The organism is Facklamia sp. P12955 (assembly GCF_050409565.1).
GTDB lineage: Bacteria > Bacillota > Bacilli > Lactobacillales > Aerococcaceae > Facklamia.
The window spans coordinates 51710-74707 of the sequence record NZ_JBNUPF010000001.1 but is presented as its reverse complement, the minus strand read 5'-3'; the positions used below and the strand labels follow the sequence as shown (position 1 = coordinate 74707).

Sequence of the window (22998 nt, the reverse complement as noted above, 5' to 3'; positions counted from 1 at the left end):
TGTTCGGCTTTTTTTACTAAAGAATGTGTTTTCATTTCATTGAAGCAATCTTTAGTTTTTCCTATACTGAGTAGGTATTTAAACTTAGGAGGTAGGCCATTGAATGATATGACAACCGGATCCTCCATTAAAAAGATTATTCGTTTTTCGATTCCTTTAATAATGGGGAATTTATTCCAATTATTTTACAATATGGTAGACACTTTTATAGTGGGGCGAAGTATTGGTTTAAATGCTTTAGCAGGAGTTGGATTAGCTGGTATTGCGGAATTAGTCATGAGGGTTATTGCCGCTTTTGTATTAACTCCTATGATTGGATTTTCTGGAACGGTCTTATCTAATCCGATGGCTTGGTTAGGTTCATTAATTATTTTAATACTAGCATTCTATCGTAAACACTATGAGTTGAAACAGTTGAGAGATTTATAGACCATTCGAGAAGCAAGGCTAAATATGATAAAATAAAGAGGCTAATATTTAAAAAGGAGAATGAAATGAAAATTATATCTTGGAATATTGATTCACTAAACGCTGCATTGACCAGTGATTCTAATCGAGCCATCCTGTCTCGAGAAGTTTTGATTAAACTCAACGCTTTGCAAGCAGATGTAATAGCTATTCAAGAGACTAAGTTATCTGCTAAGGGACCAACCAAAAAACATAAAAAGGTTATAGAGGAACTATTCCCTAATTATCAAATAGCTTGGCGTTCTTCTCAAGAACCAGCTCGTAAGGGATATGCTGGAACGATGTTTATGTATAAGAAAGACTTAAAAGCTGAAGTTTCTTATCCAGAAATTTCTTGTCCTCATCCAATGGATTATGAAGGTAGAATAATGACATTGGAATTTGCTGATTTTTACCTTACTAATGTATATACTCCAAATGCTGGAAGCGAGTTAAAGAGACTAGAGGATCGTCAGATTTGGGATGAAAAGTATGCTGATTATTTAGTATGTTTAGACCAAGTAAAGCCTGTGATTGCGACAGGTGATTTTAATGTAGCTCATAAAGAAATTGACTTGGCTCATCCAGACAGAAATCACTTTTCTGCAGGCTTTACAGATGAAGAGCGTCAAGGATTTACTAATCTTTTAAACAAAGGTTTCACGGATACTTTTCGTCATTTACATGGTCCAGTAGAAGGCGTTTATACTTGGTGGGCCCAAAGGGTTCGAACAAGTAAACAGAATAATTCAGGCTGGAGAATTGATTATTTCTTAGTGAGTGATCGAATCGCTGATAAAGTTCAAAGATCTGAAATGATCGATTCAGGCGAGCGTCAAGATCATACCCCCATCTTATTAGAAATAGATTTATAAAAGTGAAAGGAGTCGATAACATTGGCAGGACATTCTAAGTGGAATAATATAAAAAATCGTAAGGGTGCCCAGGATGCTAAAAGAGGGAAACTCTTCCAAAAATTATCACGGGAAATTTATATGGCAGCTAAACAGAGCGGAGGGGATCCGGACACTAATCCCGCTTTGCGTTTAGCTATGGACAAGGCTAAAGCCAATAATATGCCAAATGATAATGTCGATCGAGCCATTAAAAAGGCGACGACCTCCTCTGAAGGAGAGAATTATGATGAAGTGATATATGAGGGCTTTGGCCCTCAAGGGGTAGCTATTTTGACCGAAGCATTGACTGATAATCGTAACCGAACTATGACCAATGTCAGGATTGCTTATAATAAAAATGGTGGTAATATTGGAGAATCCGGAACGGTTAATTACCTGTTTGATCGCAAAGGCTATATTGTTTTAGAAAGAGAAAAGAACAATCTAGATGAAGATGAAATGTTGATGCTTGTTCTAGAAGTGGGCGGCGAAGACTTAGAAAGTTCTGAAGAAGTTTTTGAGATTTATACGGATCCCAGTGAATTAGCCAAGGTAAGAGATAAATTGTTGCAAGAAGGGCTAGTGATTTATACAGCTGAATTAACCTTAATACCCAAAACTTTTGTCAATCTATCAAAAAAAGATTATGAGGTACTGACAACCATTGTTGATGCTCTAGAAGATGATGACGATGTGTCTGAAGTGTTTCATAATGGTCAACTTGATGAATAAAAAACTCGAGATATTTTCTCGAGTTTTTTTAATATGTTTTTTTGCTTGACAGAATGTATTTAGATGGTAACATATAGTGGTGATAACTAGATAAAAGGGGTGCTAAGTGACGATAAAAATTGAGAAGATATTAGCTTTCCATTGTCCTTCATGGGATGAATTACCTAAACAGTCCATGTTCAACCAAGAAGTGGTTGAATATATTCAAGATTGTTTGGGCCCAATCATGAATGACGAAGTAGCAATGACTTCCACGATGATTCAAAATTATTCTAAATGGGGTGTCATCCCTAAAATCAAGGGTAGGAAGTATGGACGTCAACAGATAGCCTTTCTTTTAATTATTGCTATCTATAAACGTATTTTGCCTATTGAAACCGTTCGAAGGGGCATTGAACTCCAAACGAAGAGGGTAACGATCGAAGAAGGGTTTGATTTGTTTTCAGAGTCAATTAACAATGCTGTTCAACGTGTTTTTAAAACGGTAGGTCAAAATCGTCCCTTTGTTGTTGAAGGAATTGAAATAAGTAAAAAAACCGAAGGTATTAATGCAGTATCACATGCATTTGCTACTAAATTACTAGCCGAATTGATTATTGAATCAGGTGGTTATGACCAGATAGGAGATTATAATGAATAAATTAGCTATTATTGCAGATACTTCACAAGACTTAAAGGCAGATCTTGCTGAACATTACGGTATTGAAATCATTCACTATATGTTGCAAATGGGAGATAAACACTATCGTGACTTGATTGATATTGATTCTAGGGAATTCTACGAACAGATGCAACATCATGACGTCTTATCGACGGGTATTCCGCCTATCCAAGAAATTATAGATCTTTTGGATCGTTTAGTAGAGAAGGGTTATACTCAAGCAGTAGTAATTACAGCATCTTTAAAATTAACCGGTATGCGTCAATTATATGAAGTAGTTAAAGAACAGTATAAAAACTTAGAAATCTTCATTTATGAATCCAATTATATTGCTTCAATCACTGGTTTACTTTCAATCTATGCTGCTGAACTCAGAGAAGATGGTAAGTCAGCTGAGGAAATTTTAGCTGAATTAGAAAGAGTGGAAAATAAAGCTGGTATTTACGCTCTGTTTAGAACGTTGAAATATGTTATTAAGGGTGGGAGGTTTAATAAGTATGCTGGTATGATTGGTACTTTCTTTAATATTAATCCATTATTAACTATTCATAACGGTGAAATTGAAATCATTAATAAGGCAAGAGGGAAGAAAAGATCTTATGCAACCCTTTTAGCAGCAGCTAAAGAAAAATTGCAAGGAGCTAAACGCTACAAAATCGCTCTTTTTGCCGGCAATAATAACGAAGAAATCTCTCAATTACAAAAAGATTTGGCTGAAGAAATTGCTAATGCTGAAACATCCATTGTGACTGAATTAACTCCCGTTTTAGGAGTACATGCCGGACCTCAGTCAGTAGGTATTTCAATTCTTGTTATTGATTAAAAAAAATAAAAAATGATGAGAAATTCCTAGCCTCATCGTTTTTACTTTGTAAGCGTATTATTTTGACTTGCTTGTTATTAGATTTCAGCTTAATATAATACTATATTCAAGGAAATGAGGAAAACGATGATTGAATTAAGCTTGACTAAAATAAGATCACTTATAGATCCTCGTCCATTTGATAGTTACAAAGGGAACTACGGACATAGTTTGATTATAGCAGGTAATGAACAGATGGCGGGGGCTGCAATATTAGCTGCTAGCGCCTGTGTTCATGTTGGTTCGGGCTTAACGAGTTTGCTAACTGCAAAGACTAATATAAATGTTTGTCATTTGCATACTCCAGAGATGATGGTTGGGAATTGGGCAGATCAAAATTTGAGGAAACAGTGGATTTCTAAAGCAAATCACATGTTAATTGGTCCGGGCCTTGGTAGGAGTCAAGAAAGTATTGAGATATTAAGTGAAACGCTATCAAGTATCCAACCTAATCAAGTGTTAATTCTTGATGGAGACGCCATTAGCCTGTGGGCGAAAGAAGGTCCATTTTCTTGTAAAGGCCAATTAATCTTTACCCCTCACTTGGGTGAATGGCTAAAAATGCAAGAAGCGAACAATATCAATGATCCTCAGGAATTTTCAGATTCATATCAAGCTATCCTCGTATTAAAATCGCATCAAACTGTGATTTATCAGCCTTCCGGCTTATCTTATAGCAATATCCCGGGCAATGCAGGCATGGCAATAGGGGGAATGGGCGATACCTTAGCTGGTATGATATCTGGATTGATGGGACAGTCTTCATCCCCTTTGGGTGCTGTATTGATAGCTGCTTATATGCACACAGCGATTGCTAATCAAATTAATCAAAAAGAATTTATTGTGTTACCATCCAGATTAATAAAGCAAATTCCTGAATTTATGAAAGATTTATTTGAATTGAAAGGTAATCGATTTGAACGAAGAATTTAAAGCCCAAAAACTAACTTTAAGCCCAAATAGTGATGAAAAAATGTGGATAGCTGAGATTGTGGGAGAAGATCCAGTCTATCGACTGAAAAGAGTATTTCTTCCTGAGTTTAAAAAGGGAACGTATCATTTATACGATGGTATTTATCAAATTCATGGAATCTATCCTGGAATCAGTCCTTTTAGTAAAGAATATTGTATCGTCAAGCACGGACATATGCAAAGAAAAATTCCACTCGAGACAATTTATCAACTCCTACCTCAAATAGAATCACAAGAGAGTAGACGGAAAAAACGGCTCAAGCATCAAATTATTGAGAAGTTAAACGTAATAGGGAAAAAGTTGGAACATGAATTAGTCTGGCGAGACATTGATTATCAGAAGGATCAATTAGATAGTTTAGAGAACTCTCAACAATTAACTTTAACTTTAGGACAGTTAATTAAACAAGAAGAGAAGATTGTTGATTCATATAAAAAAGCAATTGAACGTGGTATTGATGGCAAAGCGTTCAGATTAAAGATTATATAGGGAGCGAAAAAATGAAATTTAATATTGATAGATTAAAACAGACTCTCGAAGAATATTCTCGTTTACTTGAAATGGTAATAGTTATAGCTATTACTTTAAGTGTCGCTGTAGGAATGATTGACTTATTTAAATACGGTTATTTAGTTTTACAAGCAGATGTTATAGAAACCTATTCTGTTTTTCAAAATTTTTTAGGTTATGCTTTGTTGCTTTTAGTGGGAATTGAGTTAATTTTTATGTTGCTTTTTCACTCTCCTAAAGCAGTTTTAGAACTGATCTTATTTGTAATTGCTAGAAAAATGCTGATTTATGCGCAAACAATGGAAGATTTGGTATTAGGATCCATAGCTATCTTTATTGTCTTTGCTACTGTTCACTTTTTGGTCAAGAACGAAGATGGCCATTTATTACGAAATGACGAGGAGTAAAAATACTATGAGAAAAGCCTATCCCCATGACTGGGAATAGGTTTTAATTTATTTTACATAGATAGCCTTTAAATCATCAATAAAGCTAAAGCGAAGAAGAAGCTCATCTGTATCTTCTTGGTTAAGCTCTTGGTCCATTTCAAAGATAGTAATAGCGGGGCCATTAATTTTAGCTCTTTGGTGTGTCATGTATGAGATGTTTATATCATGATCTTGTAGGAAGGTTGAAAGGCGACCGATTGTTCCAATTTTATCTTTATGACGGATAATTAAAGTAGGGCGTTCGCCAGAAAAGCGAACATCATATTCATCATATTTGTTGATTTCGATTTTTCCACCACCTACTGATGAGCCAATGATGGTGACGTGGTTATTTGGACCGAAGATATGAATACGAGCAGTATTAGGGTGATAGTTTCCTAGATTACGCTCGAGGAAATTAATCTTTAATCCACGTTCTTCAGCAATATCACGTATATCAGCTATTTCTGAATCACGAGTCGTATAGCCTAAAACGCCGGCTATTAATGCTAGGTCAGTGCCATGACCTTGATAAGTTTTAGCAAAAGAATCCATTAGGGTGAATACGACTTCCTCAGGTTCTTCTCCTAGAAGTTGACGAGCAACATTACCGAGGCGAACGGCACCGGCAGTATGAGAAGATGAAGGACCGACCATTACTGGACCAATAATTTCGAAACCAGATTGGTAAGACGCGCTAACTCCATCCTCTAAAATCTTTTCACCTGTTCCAGATAACTCAACCTCAACATCAGCTACTAATTCATCTGAATTACCAAAGACCTGTTCTTTGATACGACGGGCAGTAGGAGTACCCGCTACACCACCAATGCCTGTTTCTCTTAATGATTCAGGGAGTTCATTACCAATAGCATCCATAGCGTCAATAACTTCATCCGAAGGAATAATGGATACCACATCAGCTAATGCCATATCAGCAGCAGCCATTGCAGTCAGTGCATGAAGTCCATTCCGAATGATACAAGGGATTTCTACTAAACCTGCAACAGGATCGCAAACAAGTCCGAGTGAGTTTTTAAGTGCTAATCCCACTGCATTACCAACTTGCTCAGGTGTTCCACCTTTCAATTCAACTAGGGCCCCAGCTGCCATAGAAGTGGCAGAACCCACTTCGGCTTGGCAACCTCCTTGGGCGCCGGAAATAGAAGCACGGTTAGCAATAACTAAGCCTAAAGCAGAAGCGGTAAACATCGCACGGACTAATTGTTCCTTTTCAAAATTTCCAGTATCAAGCATATGAACTAAACAAGCAGGTAAAATACCGGCAGAACCTGCCGTAGGGGTCGCAACAATTCTTCCCATTGAAGCATTCACTTCATTGACTGCCATCGCATTTGCGACAACTCTTAATGTGAAGGAATCGATTAAAGAGTCATCCTTTTGGGTATATTCAAAGACACGATGACCATCTCCACCAGTCACACCTGTATGACTCATAACAGACTCCAAAGTACCTTTTCTTACTGAATTGACCATGACATCAAACTGTTCTTCCATAGCAACTAACATTTCTTCCTCAGTAATTCCTCGTAATTCCATTTCATTTTGAATCATTACTTGAGAAATGGTTAGTTTTCTTTCATTAGCTTCATCAATTAAACCTTTTAAACTTGTAAATGACATAAAATCAACCCCAATCCAGATACTTATTTTTACTTAGTGCATTATAGCACAGCCTTACTTGTAATTTAACCTTTTTCAGAAAAATATGCTAGCGTAAATCGCTAGCATTGTTATTATATCTTTGTAAACGGATTCCATTTCTTACTATTTTCGATACCTGTTTTTTTAACAGATTTAACGATGGTTTGGATAACTTTTAAACTGCCATCTTTAATAATTTGACCGAGCAATTTTGTGCTTTCAATGGTTGCAGACCGTTTGATAACTTGATTATCAGCATCTTTCAAGCTGCCCAAATAATCCATAGTAACAATTCCCACTCTTAAGGTTAGTAGGGCATTAATGGATCCTTCTAAAATCGAGTTGGCTATTAAATTAGTAATCGAAACAGAGCCTGGAATCATGGATAATAGACTGCCTCCAAGGATGGAAGAGATGAAAGGTTCCATTTGAGCTTCAATAAGATCTAAGTCTTCAATCCCTCTAGCCATTAAAATTGTGGTTGCAACATTAGTGTATATGGAAAGAACTTTTCCGAAACTCGGACGCGTATCATACACTTTGATCAAATGCCAAACCATTTTCATTAAAACAACTAGAACTGTAAGGGCATCTAAGGAACCATTTTGTGAGATAGCAGTTGTTAAGAAAACCATTTGAGCTTGTTTTTTGATTTCAATTAAGCCATGTTCTCTTAAAGAATGATGGGCCAAGTGAATTTGTTCTTCTGTGGATAAGTTTTCGTGAGCAAGCCAATCGTAATTCAGCTCTTTTAAAGTAGGGTTCTTAATTAGTTTGACTAAACTATCTTTTACATACTGATCGTATTCTTCTGGACCTGCTCCATCTGCTAAATCTATTTCTTTAGGCAACTTCATTAGTTCTCTCACAGTTAGGAATGTAAAATAAATTAACATAACAGCTAGAATAAAAATGACTGTGAGTGCTAAGAGAGGATGGATATAAGCTAAATTACGGTATAATTGCATAAATTGATTGAAAATAAAAATAATGGTTATAATTAAAAAAGTTGAGGCTACTACTTTCAGCCATTGGCGCCAATTATTCAAAAAATCACCCCTCGATTTTATAAGTTTAACATTTTAAATAGAAAGATTACTCCGACCATAGACTGACCGATTGAGCATAAAATTTAATCGGCTTGTGACCTTTTATTAAGGTGATATTTATAAGTATCCATAGCTGAATCCACGACAAAGACCGCTAAACCAATGGCAAGAGCAGTCACCAAGGCTTGATAAAAGGACTGACTAGCTGCAATCAAATTGTTTTGCATAAAGTATTCTGCAGTCTCGTAAATGGCAATTCCCGGTACATAAAGAAAGAAAGCAGGAATGTAAAAAACATTAACGACGGTTTTAAACTTACGTGACATCCACTGGCCCATAATACTTACAATAAGACTACCAATAAAAGTAGCGATAAAGGTATTGGTGTGACTTAGAACAAATAAATAAACAGCATATGAAATGATTCCCGGTATACCTGACCAATAAATGAATTTACGTGGAGCATTGACATTGATAGCTGCTGCTACAGTTGCTAGATAACTAGCAACGAGTCTTAATATTAAATGATTTAATTCCATAAGTTAATCACTCCATATGAGATAGCTAAGCCAATTCCGACACCCAAAGCAAGGCTCAATCCTTCCTTAAAAGCATCTATTAAACGAGTTATACCAGTAGAGTAATCCCCGTGAAGCAAATCACGGATTCCATTGGTAAAAGCCGTTCCGGGATAAAGTGGCATTAAAGTGGCACCAATAACAATATTTAGGTTAAAGCGGGTGGTTACATACCAATGGATAATGGGTAAAACAAAGGCTAGTGAACTTGTCATTAAGACATTGACAGCAAAACGGTTGAGACCAAAGTTATCTTCTGATAGTTTAAAAAATAGAATCATGATGGTTGGAATTAGAGCAATCACCAAATCGCCTAAACCACCTTCTAATAAGATAACATAGGACATGATCAAAAGAATTGTCCAAACAAATTGGTTATGGGTGGTATATTCCTGGTCTTGAATGCTGTTTAGTTTCAAATAGGCTTCTTGTGGACTAATACTTTTGTCTAATAATTGACCAATGATTTCATTGACTTGATGGATGATGCGCATGTGATTTTTGCGGTTTTTCACCCTTACAATAATTGTGCTTCCCACCGGGCTTTCTTCTTTAAACTGACTATTTTGTAAAGCTAAAAATAGGCCAGAAGCAGATGAAAAGACAGCGGGTTGGTCAAAGTTACTTAATGAGAGAATTTGGTTAACTGTTCGCTCAACTCGATAACCTTCAGCTTCTGATTGAATCAAGAGGGTCCCAGCAAGAGTGGCTAGTTGAAGAATTGACTGTTCTCTTTTATCCATGAGCAAGCCCCTTTAGTTTTTTTGTCTATTATAGCATATTCTCGATAACAGAATAGAAGTCTGAATCAGAGAAGTTGGATAAATCGTGTTACAATAATAAATAGAGGTGATGATTTGAAAATATCAAAAATTCAGGTTCAAAAAAAGAATAAGCAACGCTATTCTATTTTTATAGATAATCAGTTTGCTTTTGGAATCGATGAGGCAATTTTAATTAAGTTTGCTATCAGAAAAGGTTTAGCAGTCGATCAAGAGTTAATTAGAAAAATTTTAGAAGCTGAATTTCATTATCGTTTTTATCAAAAAACGCTAAACTATCTGTCTTATGGTTTGAAATCTGAACAAGAAGTACGTGATTATCTTGATAAAATGATAAAAGAGTCACAAAGTGAGAAGATGGAAGAAAGGCAGGATTTTTCTAAGGAAATGGAATCTAGTAACTGCAAAACGCCACTAGCTAATCCCAGTAAACAACAAAGGAATGTTGACTATGCATCTTTTGACATTTCAGAAAGTTTGATTGATCAAATTATTGACAAACTAAAAGAACAAAACTTAATTAATGATCTTATTTATGGCCAAGCCTATGTACGCACTCAAGCCAATATCAACCGTAAAGGGCCAAGAAACATTTCTTATGAGCTGAAAATGAAAGGTTTAAATGATCTATTAATTGAAGAAGCTTTAATGGAGTATCCAGAAAATTTGCAACGAGAAAACTTAAAAATGTTAGCGGATAAGTTTATTAAAAGTAAAAAACGATTGTCTTTAGCCATGCAAAAAACAAAGTTATACCAACACCTTAACCAAAAGGGCTATGATCGAACACTCATTCAAACCTTTCTAGATAATTATAAAATGGAAGTCGATCCTGAACTTCAGGAGGATCTGCTGGATAAAGAGGGGCAAAAAATTTTCCGCAAAAGATCCAAAAAACATGAAGGCTACGAACTTAAGCAGCGTCTAATTGTCGACTTGCGACAAAAGGGATTTGAATATCAAGACATTCAAAATTGGCTAGAGGATAATGAAAGTGTGATGAATATGAAAGGGGAGAATGAGTAGTTAAATGAGTAAATTTATAAGTAGTTATCTTGATTGGTCTCCTCAAAAAATTCAGAAGTTTCGCAAAACAGTATTAACTTGGTACGATGAAGAAGGGCGAGACTTACCATGGCGCCACAGCAAAGATCCCTATCAAATTTGGGTCAGTGAGATTATGCTGCAACAAACGCAAGTGAATACGGTTATCCCTTACTATGAGCGTTTTATAGACGAGTTACCAACTATTCAAGCTTTAGCTCAAAGTTCTGAAGAACAACTGCATCAGCTATGGCAAGGCTTAGGCTATTATTCAAGGGTAAGAAATATGCAATTTGCTGCTAAACAAATTATGAATGATTATGATGGCATCATGCCAAAAACCATGAAGGAGCTATTAAGTTTAAAAGGTATTGGACCTTATACAGCAGCAGCTATCGGATCGATTGCCTTTGGTTTAGTTGAGCCTGCCATTGATGGCAATTTAATGCGTATTATCGCTCGCTTATTTGAAGTAGAGGAAGATATTGGTCAAGCAAAAAACCGTAAAGTTTTTAAAGCCATATTAGACCCTCTGATTGACCCCAAACGACCGGGTGACTTTAATCAAGCTTTGATGGATATTGGAGCTACCGTTATGACACCAAGCAATTACCGGCCTGAAAACCATATCTTAGAAGAATTTGATCAATCTTATCAAAATGGAACGAGTCATCTTTATCCAGTTAAACATAAGAAGACTAAGCAGATAAGACAAGAATGGCTTGCTTATAAAATTATAAATAAAGAAGGGAAAGTTTTAATGCGTCAGCATCAAACCGGAGAATTATTGTTCGGCTTATGGCACTATCCTTTAGTAGAAGTCGATTTGCTAGCTTTAAAAGATGCAAATGAAGTTAAAGAGGCATTCTTTTATACTTATCTCAAGCCAGATGAAATGGTAATGGAATCTGTTGTAGAAGAAATTCAGCAATACTTTAAAGTCAAGATAGAAAAGCTTACTCCAGCAATAAAACATGTTTTTAGCCATCGAATTTGGCAAGTTGGCATTTTAGCGGTCAATTTTGAAAGTAGTGGACAGCAATTACTTGATCAGCTTCATCTAAATGATAGTAGCTTTCGGTGGGTAGCAGAGAGTGATATAAGTCAATTGGCCTTGTCCTCACTGCAGATAAAATTATTAGATAGTAATAAAGCATCTTCTAATGATGACTTACGACTTTTTTAAATGATGCATCAAACAAATAAGTTTTAAAAAATTTAGACCCCTAGCAAAAAGAGCTAGAGGTCTTTTGATTACAAACGATATATTTTAATTATTAAAAGTCATAGGCTTCTTCTTCTTTTTGTCGTTTTAATTCCATAGCTTGGCTAAATAATAAAGTATCTTTAATTAAACCATCTAAACGGTAATGGATGTTTTGATTAATTATTTCACCTTGATGATAGTCAGCTTCTTCAATAAAGACATAAGAAGGAATAACCATAGCTTTCATATATGAAAGTATAGGCTTCAATTGATATTCGGCAATTAAGTAGTGTTTAGGACTACCTGCTGTAATCACCATTCCAACTGTCTTGTCTCTTAAAGCATTTTGTGGTAAAAGATCGAAAATATTTTTAAGTGTGGCTGGGATGGAGGCTTGGAAGATTGGACTACCAATTATGATAGCATCAGCTTCCATGATTGCTTTTGTAACATAAGCACTATCGCCAGTAAGTTCAACATAGTGATGACCATCCGCGAATTCAATATCTTTTTCAGCTAGATCAATCAACTCCACATCAAAGTCTGAATAGTTTGTTTGAATAATCTCTTTAGTGAGGTTCATAGCAATGCGAGTTTTACTACCCATCTTCGAACCAGAAAGTAAAATTAATCTCATTATTCCACTTCCTTTTCCTTGGTCAATTCTTGGACCGTCTCTCTAAATTTAGCGTGATCGGTTGGCTCAGCTTGATCGGCAGCTTTTTGACCAGTATAGCGGCGAACAGCGGGTAAAACTTTAGCCTCTAAAAGTTCTAAGTTCTTCATTAGATGTTCGAAAGGAATTCCACCAAAATCAATTTGAGCCACATAACGGCTGATACCGAAAGTTTCATATTGATAGAGAATTTTCTCAACGATTTCTTGCGGACTTCCAACGTTAAGAATATCATTAAGGTTTTCTGATTGGGCAAAAGCTCGCTTAGGAAATTCTTGACCATTTGAGAAGGTAAAGCCTTTAGAAATGAAAGTATAGGCTTCTTGTCTGGCTTTTTGTGAAGTTTCAGCTACGTATAGCATTCCAGCAGTTGCCACAGGGAAATCTTGGCTTTGATAGCCACTTTCTTCTAAGGCTTCCCGATAAGACTGAATATTAGCTAAATGAATATCGACTGGTCCAGTTAAATGTGCTAAGAAGATAGGGGCTCCTTGACGTCCGGCTTGAATAGCAGATGTGCGATGGCCACCAACTGCGCGCCAAATTGTCAGTTTACGATTTTGATAAGGTCGAGGTAGAATGGAAGCATTCTTCAAAGGTGCTCTAAATTCTCCCTCCCAATTTATAATTAAATCTTCATTAATCTGACGTAAAAGTTCAAATTTTTCTTCGAATAAGGCTTCATAATCGCGCATATTATAGCCTAATAAATCAAAAAGACCTACACGTGAAGCGCGTCCTGCAATGATCTCCATTCTTCCTTTTGAAATAAGATCCAGGGTAGCAAAATCTTCAAAGATGCGAACGGGATCTGAAGTTGAAACGATGGTTGCAGCAGAAGAAAGTTTAATTTTAGAAGTTGCTTGAGCAATAGCTGCTAAGATAACTGTATGCGCTTGGCTAGTAAAATAAGGTTGGTGACTTTCACCGACACTAAAAAGATCTAAGCCAGCCGCTTCTGCTTCAATACCATAACGAATAATTTCATTGACTCTTTGTTCTTGTGAAATACGGTCGCCAGTAATTGGATGAGGTACATGATCACCTAAAGTATATATACCAAATTCTAGTGGTTTTTTGGGGGAAGTGCTTGAATTCATAATAAGCTTCCTTTCTTTTTTTTTATTGAACAAATTATAGCATAAATCTCGAATTTTAGGAAATAATTTATTTTAAGGAGAGAATAAGCTTTCTCTTATAAAATGAAATTTGCTCCCATAAAGACAAGCGAGTATGATATAATATTCAAGGAAAAGTTGATAGCCGAATGGCTAATTATTTACACAATAGAAAGTAGGTTCAGTGATGAAGCAGCCCAGAGAAGGTGAATTCATTACTGTTAAAAGTTATAAACACGATGGTTCTTTGCATCGAACATGGCGCGATACGATGGTTTTAAAGACCAGTGAGCAGTCTATTATTGGGTGCAATGATCATACTTTAGTGATCGAATCAGATGGTCGTCGATGGGTGACACGAGAAGCTGCAATTGTATATTACCATCAACATTTTTGGTTTAATATTGTAGCGATGATTCGTAAAAGAGGTGTCACTTATTATTGTAATCTTGCCTCTCCATATGTTATGGACAAGGAAGCGTTAAAATATATTGATTATGATCTTGATATAAAAATGTTTCCAGATGGTGAGAAGCGATTGTTGGATTTAGATGAGTATGAAGTACATAGTCGACGTTATAATTATCCAGTCGAAATTGATCGCATTTTGAAATATAACATTCAAGAGCTGGTCCGTTGGATTGAGGAAAAAAAAGGTCCTTTTAATCCGGCCTTTATCGATATTTGGTATGAACGTTATTGTCAATTGTCACATCGCAAACGTTATAAATAGTTAATAGTAGAATTCACTGAGAGAGATTTTGTGTAAAACGCAATAGAAGCGATAGTAAATCGTTATTCTATTGCTTTTTTTTAAAATAAAGGATGAGAGAGTGAAGGTATGTATACAAAAGAGAGGATTAAAGAATTAGATCAAATGGCATATTTAGGTGCATTAGGAGCTATCTATTCACCTGATAAAACAGTATTTAAAGTATGGGCACCAACTGCTCGCTCCATCCAATTAATTGTTTTTGAAGGTTATTATGGTCAAGTTAAAGATGAACACCTCATGGTTAAGCAAGGCCCTGTATTCCAAATAGAATTAGCAGGGGACCATCATCAAACAACCTACCGCTTTCGTATTGATTTCAAAGACGGGAGCCAAAAGGAAACAATCGATCCATACGCTCGAGCATGTACAGTTAATGGTAGGAGATCAGTCGTAGTTGATTTGAAAAAAACCAATCCAGCAGGCTGGTCGAAAAGGATGCCGTCTTTTCCTCGAGACGAAGCTATGGTTATTTATGAAGTGAATGTACGCGACTTAACGATTCAAGGCGAATCTGGCATTACTGATAGAGGAAAGTATCTAGGATTGACTCAAACCGACACACGAAATCCTGAAGGGGATTCCACAGGGTTAGACTATCTAAGTGAGTTGGGAGTGACCCATTTAGAATTTTTACCTCTTTTCGATTTTGACTCTATCGATGAAACCTTTGAGCAACCAAATGAATATAATTGGGGTTACGATCCTTATAACTACAATATTCCAGAAGGCTCTTATGCAACAGATCCTTATGATCCTATTGTTAGAATTAAAGAATTAAAACAAATGATTCATGCTATTCATCAAAAAGGGATGCGTGTCATTATGGATGTTGTTTATAATCATGTCTACCAAGTTGAAAACCATCCTCTCCACTTAACAGTCCCGCACTATTATTTTCGCTATGACCAATCTGGACAGTTAACTAATGGCAGTGGCGTGGGAAATGATACAGCATCTGAACGTGTGATGATGCAAAAGTTCATCGTAGACTCTGTTCAATACTGGGCAAGTGAATTTCATATCGATGGATTTCGCTTTGATTTAATGGGTTTGCATGATATTGAGAGTTTAAAAGCTGTTCGAGAAGCTCTTGATGCAATTGACCCTAGTATAATTATTTTAGGTGAGGGTTGGGATATGGCTAGTCCCATTCCACCAGATCAAAAAGCTAATTTAAATAATGCTTATAAAATGCCTAGAATAGCTCAATTTAATGATGGGATCCGAGAGGCTATAAAAGGGAATGATTTTAATCCTGAGGCAAGGGGGTTTATTAATGGTGCTTGGTACATGGAAGAACCACTAGTTAATAATTTTCTAGCTCGCTATGATTCTGAAAAATTTAATAATCCCATGCAAGTGATTCAATATTGTGAAGCACACGATAATTATACACTCTATGATCGGTTAATGATGGCTGACCCTTATCATCTACCGGAAATTATTATAAAAAAACAGCAATTAGGATTGGCTTTAGTCTTGCTAGCCCAAGGGATTCCATTTATTCATGCTGGTCAAGAATTTTTAAGAAGCAAGCAAGGAGTCAGAGATTCTTATAACCGACCAGATGCTATTAATCAAATCGATTGGTCTCTAATGACTCAACATTGTAAAACGGTGGAATTCGTAAAGGGTTTAATTCAATTAAGAAAAGAAGAGCCTCTTCTACGCCAAACTAGCTATGAGAGCTTACGCTGTTCGACAGAAGTAATTCAAGCTTCAGACCAAATCATGGCGGTTCGTTATGCCGGTAAAAGCTATGATCTCTTGTTAATGTTTAATGGTGGTGAAGAATATGCGCACTTTAATGTTCCTTTAGGCAATTATACGATGTTAGTTTACGATGATGTTGTTGATCTTGAAGAAAATGAATATCTTAATCAAATTAAATCGATTAATTTGCTTCCATATTCAACGACGGTTATTAAACGTTTAAAAAAGAGAACAAAATAAATATAATTCAAAAGAGCGTGAAGATTCCTTTTAATCCTTACGCTTTTTTGTGTGAAGTTTTTGACATTTAGTCGTGCTTAGTGTAAGTTTAATAGGCTTTCAGAAAATATAAAAGGAGACTAAAATTGGATAGCGCCAGACCTATTGAAATAGGTGACGAGGATGAGTTTATCGAATTTTCGGCGGATGACTCAAGGCTGTGCAGTCTTTAAGAATAGTTAAAACAAGATCGCGAGAACTTGGACAGAGTCTATTCTATGCACCGAAAGCATAAAATATTGAAAGAAATGAGGCGTATTTTATGTGCGGAATTGTTGGATTTATTGGTGAAGGAAATGTACAAAGAATTATACTTGATGGATTGGCAAAATTAGAATACCGTGGTTATGATTCGGCCGGACTTTATCTTTTAGATCAAGAAGGTAGGGGTCATCTTTTTAAAGAGAAAGGTAGAATTGCCGACCTTGAAAGGGCGGTAAATCAAGAATTTAACTCTAGTATTGGTATTGGTCACACACGGTGGGCAACCCACGGTCCTGCTAATAGAGAAAATGCTCACCCCCATCAATCTAATTCTGATCGCTTTACTTTAGTCCATAATGGTGTGATTGAAAACTATTTAGACTTAAAGAAAACTTACTTAAGTGAAGTATCATTAAAGTCACAAACAGACACAGAAGTAATTGTTGCTTTAATTGCTTACTTCTCACAAGAAGGAATATCTACCAAAGAAGCATTAAAAAAGGTGCTTCAATTGATAGAAGGCTCTTATGCTATTGGATTAATTGATAAAGAAGACCCCACAACTCTTTATGCTGCTAAGAAAAAATCACCATTATTAGTGGGCATGGGAAACGACTTCAATGTAATTGCATCGGATGCAATGGCAACGATTGATTTGACCAGTGAATATATTGAAATTCACGACGGTGAATTATTGATGATTCAATCGGATGGCATTTTAATTGAGGACTTATCGGGTCAAGTCATTGACCGTTCTTCTTATATTGCAGACTTAGATGCTAGTGATCTTGATAAAGGAACTTATCCGCACTATATGCTTAAAGAAATGGATGAGCAAGCTGCTGTAGTTCGTAAAAATATTCTTTATTATCAGAATCAAGATAGTGAATTTACTATTGAAGCTGACCTTTTATCTGAAATTAAGCAAGCGGATCGTCTTTATATTTTAGCTTGTGGGACTTCTTATCATGCAGGTTTAGTAGGTAAAGTGATGATTGAAGACTTGGCGAAAATACCAGTGGAAGTTCATCTTTCATCAGAGTTTTCTTATCACTTGCCGTTATTAAGTCAAAGACCTTTCTTTATATTTATTTCTCAATCAGGCGAAACAGCTGATAGTCGACAAGCTTTAGTGAAAGTCAATGAATTAAACTATCCATCTTTAACTATAACTAATGTCAAGGGATCTACTCTCTCGAGAGAATCGGATTATACACTTTTATTGAATGCAGGACCGGAAATTGCTGTGGCTTCTACAAAGGCTTATACAGCTCAATTAACAGTCTTAGCGATTTTAGCAGATGTTCTTGCAAGCCAAAAGGATTTCTCAATGAAACATGAGTTATCATTAGTTTCTCAAGCCATTGAAAGGGTCCTTACTCAAAAAGATGCTTTAAATTCTTGGGTAAAAAATGGACTTGCAGATAAAGTGCATGCTTTCTATTTAGGGCGTCATATGGATTATTTAGTAGCCATGGAAGCAGCTCTTAAACTAAAAGAAATCTCATACATTCACACCGAAGCTTTTGCTTCAGGAGAATTAAAACATGGAACAATTGCTTTAATAGAAGAGGGAACGCCTGTTACTGCATTAATAACTGACCCAGTAACAGCTTCCATTACGCGGTCTAGTTTAGAAGAAGTGAAAGCGCGCGGAGCCAAAACGTTTGTAATAGCAAGTGAACCATACGCAAGTGAAGGAGACTTTGTTCTTCCATCTGTGCATCCGCTCTTAACTCCAATTGTGAGTGTGGTTGCCTGCCAAATGATTGCCTATTTAGCAACAGTTGAACGGGGGCTTGATGTAGATAAACCACGTAATTTAGCTAAATCGGTAACGGTGGAGTAATTTATAAAAAAGATGAGAAATGACTGAGGTTTTATCCACAGAAATTTAATTAAAAAGTCATCTGAAGGTTCTGTTTTTTAAATCGAATAAACGCTATAATAGATAATGAAATATAAAATTAGGAGCGAATAAATGAAACCGTCAATTTCAAAACTTCAGCTACAGGTGAAACCATGGGCACTTGCCTATTCCATCTTTATGGTTACTTTAGGCTGTCTCGTCTATGCTGCTGGGGTAAACAGTTTTGTAATCCCCAATCATTTTGGTAATGGTGGAGTGGCAGGTATCGCGATTATCTTAAAATATATCAAGGATATTCCTACTGGGACCACAAACCTCATTATAAATTCTTTTATTCTATTGATTGGTTATCGATTTCTTGAAAAACGTACGTTAATTTTTACAATTTATGCCATGATTGTAACCTCCTGGGCTTTAAACACTGTCTTTCCACCTGTTTTTATTTCAGAAAACCGGCTAATTTCGGCAATGGCAGGCGGAGTTGTAATGGGTATTGGTTTAGGATTAATTCTTAAAGGACATGGTTCTTCGGCTGGAACAGATATTATCGCCATGATTTTAAAGAAATACCTTGGGATTAATTTTGCCACAGCTACCTTTTTATTAAACATGTCAATTGTCTTAGCTTCTGGGTTTGTTATAGGTGCTGAAAACACTATTGTTACTATTTTTATGAAATTTTTAACCTCAGCTGCCTTAGAATTTGTTACGGATGGCTTTAGTCGTCGGAAGGCAATGTTAATTATTACTAAAGAACCAGAACAAGTTTGTCAGATGATTACCGAAGAAATTGCAAGAGGGATCACTGTTTTCAGAGCTTATGGTTATTACACCCATAAGGAAAAAGAAGTGTTATATATTGTTGTATCTAAACAGCAAGTGGTGAAAATAGAGCGACATATTGCTTCAATTGATCCAAATGCTTTTGTTACAGTTAGTGATGTTCAAGAAGTTATTGGACAAGGATTTACCTTTTATAATCCTAATAATAAAAATCGCCGTTTTTACGATGAATAATAAAAGAACTCGTCTTCAAAATTGGAAGGCGATTTTTTGGACGAGATAAAAATTAGAGTCAATTTTATAATACTGTGAGCTAATTATGCTATGTATTCTTTAATGAATGACGGAGGGAAAATGATGATTAAAGTATATGGTTTAAAGCAATGTTCAACTTGTCGCAAGATTATGAAGTATTTGCAGGAAAATGGTTTGGAATTGACTGAGATAGAAGATATTCGCGACAATCCCCCCTCTCTTTCGGAATTAAAAGTGGCTTATCAATCGACAGATGGCAATATTCGCAAAATGCTAAATACTTCTGGACAGGTCTACCGAGATATGAAATTAAAAGACCGTTTAGATAGTATGTCTTCTGAAGAAGTTTTAAAGCTAATGAGTAAAAACGGTATGCTAATTAAAAGACCATTTTTAATTGAAAAAGAAAAGGCAAGTAGTGGTTCTAATTTAAAAATAATTAACCGAGTGTGGGAAATTAACAAAGCTTAAAACATAAAAAGAGGTTATCAACTATATAGTGATAGCCTCTTTTTTAAAAGAATGATGTTAACCAATGTAAAATATAAGTTGTTCCAAAACCATAACAAGCTAAGGAAACAGGTTTGCCAAATAGCAAGGATAAAATGAAGTACTTGCGAGTCATAGTAGTGATTCCAGCTCCATAACAGAGAATATCAGCTGGCGAGAAGGGAAAAAACATTAAAAAAGTAAAAAGCCAATTTCCCATGTTTTTTCTTTCGTAAAGTCTGATCATTTTACCATAAGACTTATCACCGAGTATGGCTCGGACAGTAGGTTTTCCATATCTTCTACCAATCCAAAAGTTGACCCAAGATCCGAGATAGATGGGTAACAAATTGAGGACGAAACCCCAAAAGGGACCAAAGGCTAAGATTCCAATGGGAATAGTAATCGCTCCCGGCATAACTGGAATAATGGTTTGAGCTATCTGAATGATAATAAAAATCAAGGGCGCCCAAAAGCCAAAACCTTTAATCATTACTAGCATTTTTCTCTCGTCGGTAAAAACACCTGCTTGAATTCCCCACATAACTAATATGAAAGTAATTATGAGTCCCAAAATATTGAGGAAATGCATCCATTTTCGGGTTAAAATTTGTCTTTTTTCATCCATCGGGTCACACTCCTCAAAAACATTTTAACATATGTTGATGATATGACAATCATAGATGAAAATTAACCAAAATCAGACAGACTTAAGTCTTAATTAATTGATTGATCGGACTGAAAAGGTTCAACCGATAATTGATAGTTACGAATATAATTGATAAAGTTTTTAACGGATTCAGGAAGGTGTGTATTTTTACGATAAACCAAGTAAAAGTTTCGTATAGAATTCACTCCTTCAATATCGAAGGTTAAAACTTCTTTATGTTTCACATCAGGCTGAACAGCTAGCTCTGATAGAATGGAAATCCCAACCCCCAACTTAATAAATTGTTTTATCGTTTCATTATTATTTACTTCAAAAACTTTATTCAGTTTGAGTGGATCGATATCCAACTCTCTCAGTATCAATGCTGATTCTTTAAGTGTTCCTGAACCTTCCTCGCGAGTAATGAAAGGTTTTTCTAAGATCTTCTTAATTGGATAAGCTGTTTCTTTATATTGTATGAATTCTTGATTATAAGGGGTAACAATGACTAATTTATCCGAAAAGAGCTTCTCAAAAGTCAAGTTACTATTCATCGATTGAGAGCCAACAATACCAATATTTAAAGACCCTAGGGCAATATCATTAATAATATCAATGGTATCACTTTGGTGAAGGGAGACCCGCATCTCTTTATTATCTTTGGCAAATTCCGAAAGAGCTAACGGAAGAAGATAAGAAGCAGCAATGGATGAGGCACCGATTGTGATTTCATGGTTGTTTCTTTGAGAAAAGGTGGTTTCAATGTTACGTGACATTTTTAATAAGGATTGTGCGTACTTATAAAATTCCTGTCCTTGGGTAGTTAATTCATGGCTTTTAGTTGTGCGTGAAATTAATTCGATGCCTAATTCATTTTCCAATTGTTTAATGTGCAAAGAGACAGTTGGTTGAGAGAGGTAGAGTTGGTTAGCAGCTTCTGAAAAACTACCCCATTCTACTATTGTTATAAAGGTTTGGATTTGTTTTAATTCCACAAAAGTCACTACTTTCTGATATCGATTTAATATTTATTTTTGATTTTAAGGTGAGAGAGGTATTTATTAGAAAAAATAATAAATAATTGTCGAATCGTTTAAAATTACTCAGATAGATCTTTTTGAATGTCTTTAAGACATTCAACGGCGACCATGAGGTCTTCTTTTTTCGTATAATGCGATAGTGAGAATCGCACAACTCCTTGTTCCTTGGTTCCTAATGCTTCATGCATTAAAGGAGCACAGTGACCACCACCTCGTGTTATAATTTCAGCTCGGTCAATCAGTTCTTCAACTACGATGGCCGAGTCAAAATCGCCTAGATTAATTGAAAGAATTCCACAGCGGTCTACAGTAGGATTAAAATGACCGTAAAATTTTATTTGGGGAATGGATTGAAGTTCCTTATAAAAGATGTTTAAGAGATTCCTTTCATAATCTCTTACTTTATTCACTCCATAATCAATTAAATAATTTACACCTGCTGCAAGACCAGCAATTCCATGACTATTTAAAGTTCCGGCTTCTAAGCGTGAGGGGTAATCAAGAGGTTGATGATGACTAAAGGTATCAATGCCTGTTCCACCTGATTTTAGTGGATGAATCTCTACATCTGGGTGAACATATATACCACCAGTTCCTTGCGGACCTAAAAGACTTTTATGTCCTGTAAAACAAAGAACATCTATGTCCAAAGCTTCTACGTCGATAGGTATACAGCCAATTGTCTGTGAGGCATCTACAATACCTAAAAGATTGTGTTGGTGTAGAATTTGAGTGATTTCCTTGATCGGATTAATGTCACCAGTAACATTGGAAGCATGAGTGATGACCATTCCTTTAGTGTTGCTTTGAATGGTATTATTTACTGTTGCCGGATCAATAATTCCTTTCGAATTGATGCCTAAAATAGTCAGTTCAAGACCATTTTCTTCTAGTTCATAGAGAGGTCTTAGAACGGAATTATGTTCCATGACAGTCGTAATAACATGGTCACCTTTCTTAAATAATCCTTTAATAACTGTATTTAAACTATCTGTAGCGTTATGAGTGAAAATTATTTGCCGAGGGTCTTTGCCGTTAATCAATTGATTCAAAGATTGACGGGCTTGAAAAATGCTTCGAGAAGCTTGCATGGCTGAATCCGAAGAACCTCTGCCAGCATTGCCAGAATGCTGAATGGCGTCAATGACCGCGTCAATGACTACTTGAGGTTTATTTAGGGAAGTGGCTGCATTATCTAAATAAATCATAAGATCTTCTCCTCTTTAAAATTTATATTATCATTCCCATTATATCTTAATAGATAAGGGCCTTCATGGTTAATTTGAATTGATATCGCTTTCATCAGTTATTCT

Annotated in this window: 24 protein-coding genes and 1 pseudogene; 15 read left to right on the top strand and 10 right to left on the bottom strand. The window is 35.8% G+C overall.

Annotated features, from left to right (window positions below):
• Positions 1–99 precede the first annotated feature (99 nt).
• The 8 genes from ACQV2G_RS00390 (at position 100) to ACQV2G_RS00355 (ending at position 5488) form a co-directional block, all read left to right on the top strand.
• Positions 100–429 (top strand): hypothetical protein, encoded by a 330-nt coding sequence (locus ACQV2G_RS00390; protein WP_428872753.1) that lies wholly within the window; start codon positions 100–102, stop codon positions 427–429.
• Between the two features lie 65 nt (positions 430–494).
• The gene (locus ACQV2G_RS00385; RefSeq protein WP_428872754.1) at positions 495–1322 is read left to right on the top strand and encodes an exodeoxyribonuclease III; all 828 of its coding nucleotides are present in this window, start codon (positions 495–497) and stop codon (positions 1320–1322) included.
• A 21-nt stretch (positions 1323–1343) separates the two neighbouring features.
• Positions 1344–2075, top strand: a complete 732-nt coding sequence (locus ACQV2G_RS00380; protein WP_428872755.1) for a YebC/PmpR family DNA-binding transcriptional regulator — start codon at positions 1344–1346, stop codon at positions 2073–2075.
• Between the two features lie 106 nt (positions 2076–2181).
• Positions 2182–2715 carry a DUF1836 domain-containing protein gene (locus tag ACQV2G_RS00375; protein WP_428872756.1) on the top strand — a complete coding sequence of 178 codons (534 nt, stop codon included), beginning with the start codon at positions 2182–2184 and terminating at the stop codon, positions 2713–2715.
• Positions 2708–3559, top strand: a complete 852-nt coding sequence (locus ACQV2G_RS00370) for a DegV family protein (protein WP_428872757.1) — start codon at positions 2708–2710, stop codon at positions 3557–3559. Before ACQV2G_RS00375 ends, ACQV2G_RS00370 begins: the two co-directional genes overlap by 8 nt.
• A 126-nt stretch (positions 3560–3685) precedes the next feature.
• Entirely contained in the window at positions 3686–4531 is an 846-nt protein-coding gene (locus ACQV2G_RS00365; protein ID WP_428875775.1) for an NAD(P)H-hydrate dehydratase, read from the top strand.
• On the top strand, positions 4515–5060 hold the full coding sequence (locus ACQV2G_RS00360) for a hypothetical protein (protein ID WP_428875774.1): 546 nt from the start codon (positions 4515–4517) through the stop codon (positions 5058–5060). Before ACQV2G_RS00365 ends, ACQV2G_RS00360 begins: the two co-directional genes overlap by 17 nt.
• Before the next feature lie 11 nt (positions 5061–5071).
• Positions 5072–5488 (top strand): hypothetical protein, encoded by a 417-nt coding sequence (locus ACQV2G_RS00355; protein ID WP_428872761.1) that lies wholly within the window; start codon positions 5072–5074, stop codon positions 5486–5488.
• Between the two features lie 48 nt (positions 5489–5536).
• Here ACQV2G_RS00355 and sdaAB read toward each other — a convergent pair whose 3' ends face one another.
• The 5 genes and pseudogenes from sdaAB to ACQV2G_RS00330 form a co-directional block, all read right to left on the bottom strand.
• On the bottom strand, positions 5537–6226 hold the full coding sequence (gene sdaAB / locus ACQV2G_RS00350; RefSeq protein WP_428874941.1) for an L-serine ammonia-lyase, iron-sulfur-dependent subunit beta: 690 nt from the start codon (positions 6224–6226) through the stop codon (positions 5537–5539).
• 57 nt (positions 6227–6283) lie between these two features.
• Positions 6284–7153: pseudogene (gene sdaAA, locus ACQV2G_RS00345) on the bottom strand (L-serine ammonia-lyase, iron-sulfur-dependent, subunit alpha); the annotation flags it as partial.
• Between the two features lie 113 nt (positions 7154–7266).
• Positions 7267–8223, bottom strand: coding sequence for a DUF697 domain-containing protein (locus ACQV2G_RS00340; protein ID WP_428875773.1), 957 nt, complete (start codon positions 8221–8223; stop codon positions 7267–7269).
• 83 nt (positions 8224–8306) lie between these two features.
• Positions 8307–8762 (bottom strand): threonine/serine exporter family protein, encoded by a 456-nt coding sequence (locus ACQV2G_RS00335; RefSeq protein WP_428872763.1) that lies wholly within the window; start codon positions 8760–8762, stop codon positions 8307–8309.
• The gene (locus tag ACQV2G_RS00330; protein WP_428872764.1) at positions 8753–9544 is read right to left on the bottom strand and encodes a threonine/serine ThrE exporter family protein; all 792 of its coding nucleotides are present in this window, start codon (positions 9542–9544) and stop codon (positions 8753–8755) included. The genes ACQV2G_RS00335 and ACQV2G_RS00330 overlap by 10 nt, the downstream gene beginning before the upstream one ends.
• Before the next feature lie 114 nt (positions 9545–9658).
• Here ACQV2G_RS00330 and ACQV2G_RS00325 point away from each other — a divergent pair, with 114 nt between their 5' ends.
• Both ACQV2G_RS00325 and mutY read left to right on the top strand, forming a co-directional pair.
• Positions 9659–10609 (top strand): RecX family transcriptional regulator, encoded by a 951-nt coding sequence (locus ACQV2G_RS00325; RefSeq protein WP_428875772.1) that lies wholly within the window; start codon positions 9659–9661, stop codon positions 10607–10609.
• 4 nt (positions 10610–10613) lie between these two features.
• Positions 10614–11813 (top strand): A/G-specific adenine glycosylase, encoded by a 1200-nt coding sequence (mutY, locus tag ACQV2G_RS00320; RefSeq protein ID WP_428872766.1) that lies wholly within the window; start codon positions 10614–10616, stop codon positions 11811–11813.
• A 91-nt stretch (positions 11814–11904) separates the two neighbouring features.
• Here the strand turns inward: mutY and ACQV2G_RS00315 are convergent, their stop codons facing one another.
• Both ACQV2G_RS00315 and ACQV2G_RS00310 read right to left on the bottom strand, forming a co-directional pair.
• Positions 11905–12471, bottom strand: coding sequence for an NADPH-dependent FMN reductase (locus ACQV2G_RS00315; RefSeq protein WP_428872767.1), 567 nt, complete (start codon positions 12469–12471; stop codon positions 11905–11907).
• A complete protein-coding gene (locus ACQV2G_RS00310) occupies positions 12471–13610 on the bottom strand; it encodes an LLM class flavin-dependent oxidoreductase (RefSeq protein WP_428875771.1) in 1140 nt (379 codons plus the stop codon). Before ACQV2G_RS00310 ends, ACQV2G_RS00315 begins: the two co-directional genes overlap by 1 nt.
• Positions 13611–13815: 205 nt before the next feature.
• Between ACQV2G_RS00310 and ntdP the strand changes: the two genes are divergently transcribed.
• From ntdP to ACQV2G_RS00285, 5 genes are all read left to right on the top strand, one after another.
• Entirely contained in the window at positions 13816–14361 is a 546-nt protein-coding gene (ntdP, locus tag ACQV2G_RS00305; protein ID WP_090289229.1) for a nucleoside tri-diphosphate phosphatase, read from the top strand.
• A 108-nt stretch (positions 14362–14469) separates the two neighbouring features.
• Positions 14470–16356: a type I pullulanase gene (pulA, locus tag ACQV2G_RS00300; protein ID WP_428872769.1), complete on the top strand. Its 1887-nt coding sequence runs from the start codon at positions 14470–14472 to the stop codon at positions 16354–16356.
• Positions 16357–16657: 301 nt separating this feature from the next.
• Positions 16658–18448, top strand: a complete 1791-nt coding sequence (gene glmS, locus ACQV2G_RS00295) for a glutamine--fructose-6-phosphate transaminase (isomerizing) (RefSeq protein ID WP_428875769.1) — start codon at positions 16658–16660, stop codon at positions 18446–18448.
• Between the two features lie 132 nt (positions 18449–18580).
• Positions 18581–19486 (top strand): YitT family protein, encoded by a 906-nt coding sequence (locus tag ACQV2G_RS00290; protein ID WP_428872773.1) that lies wholly within the window; start codon positions 18581–18583, stop codon positions 19484–19486.
• Positions 19487–19609: 123 nt separating this feature from the next.
• A complete protein-coding gene (locus ACQV2G_RS00285; protein ID WP_428874892.1) occupies positions 19610–19978 on the top strand; it encodes a Spx/MgsR family RNA polymerase-binding regulatory protein in 369 nt (122 codons plus the stop codon).
• A gap of 43 nt (positions 19979–20021) precedes the next feature.
• On the opposite strand, the gene ACQV2G_RS00280 is transcribed toward ACQV2G_RS00285, so the two are convergent.
• From ACQV2G_RS00280 to ACQV2G_RS00270, 3 genes are all read right to left on the bottom strand, one after another.
• A complete protein-coding gene (locus ACQV2G_RS00280) occupies positions 20022–20624 on the bottom strand; it encodes a TVP38/TMEM64 family protein (RefSeq protein ID WP_428874891.1) in 603 nt (200 codons plus the stop codon).
• 89 nt (positions 20625–20713) lie between these two features.
• Positions 20714–21640 carry a selenium metabolism-associated LysR family transcriptional regulator gene (locus ACQV2G_RS00275; protein ID WP_428872777.1) on the bottom strand — a complete coding sequence of 309 codons (927 nt, stop codon included), beginning with the start codon at positions 21638–21640 and terminating at the stop codon, positions 20714–20716.
• Positions 21641–21744: 104 nt separating this feature from the next.
• Complete coding sequence (locus ACQV2G_RS00270; RefSeq protein ID WP_428875766.1) at positions 21745–22893, bottom strand: aminotransferase class V-fold PLP-dependent enzyme; 1149 nt, start codon at positions 22891–22893, stop codon at positions 21745–21747.
• Positions 22894–22998: the final 105 nt, after the last annotated feature.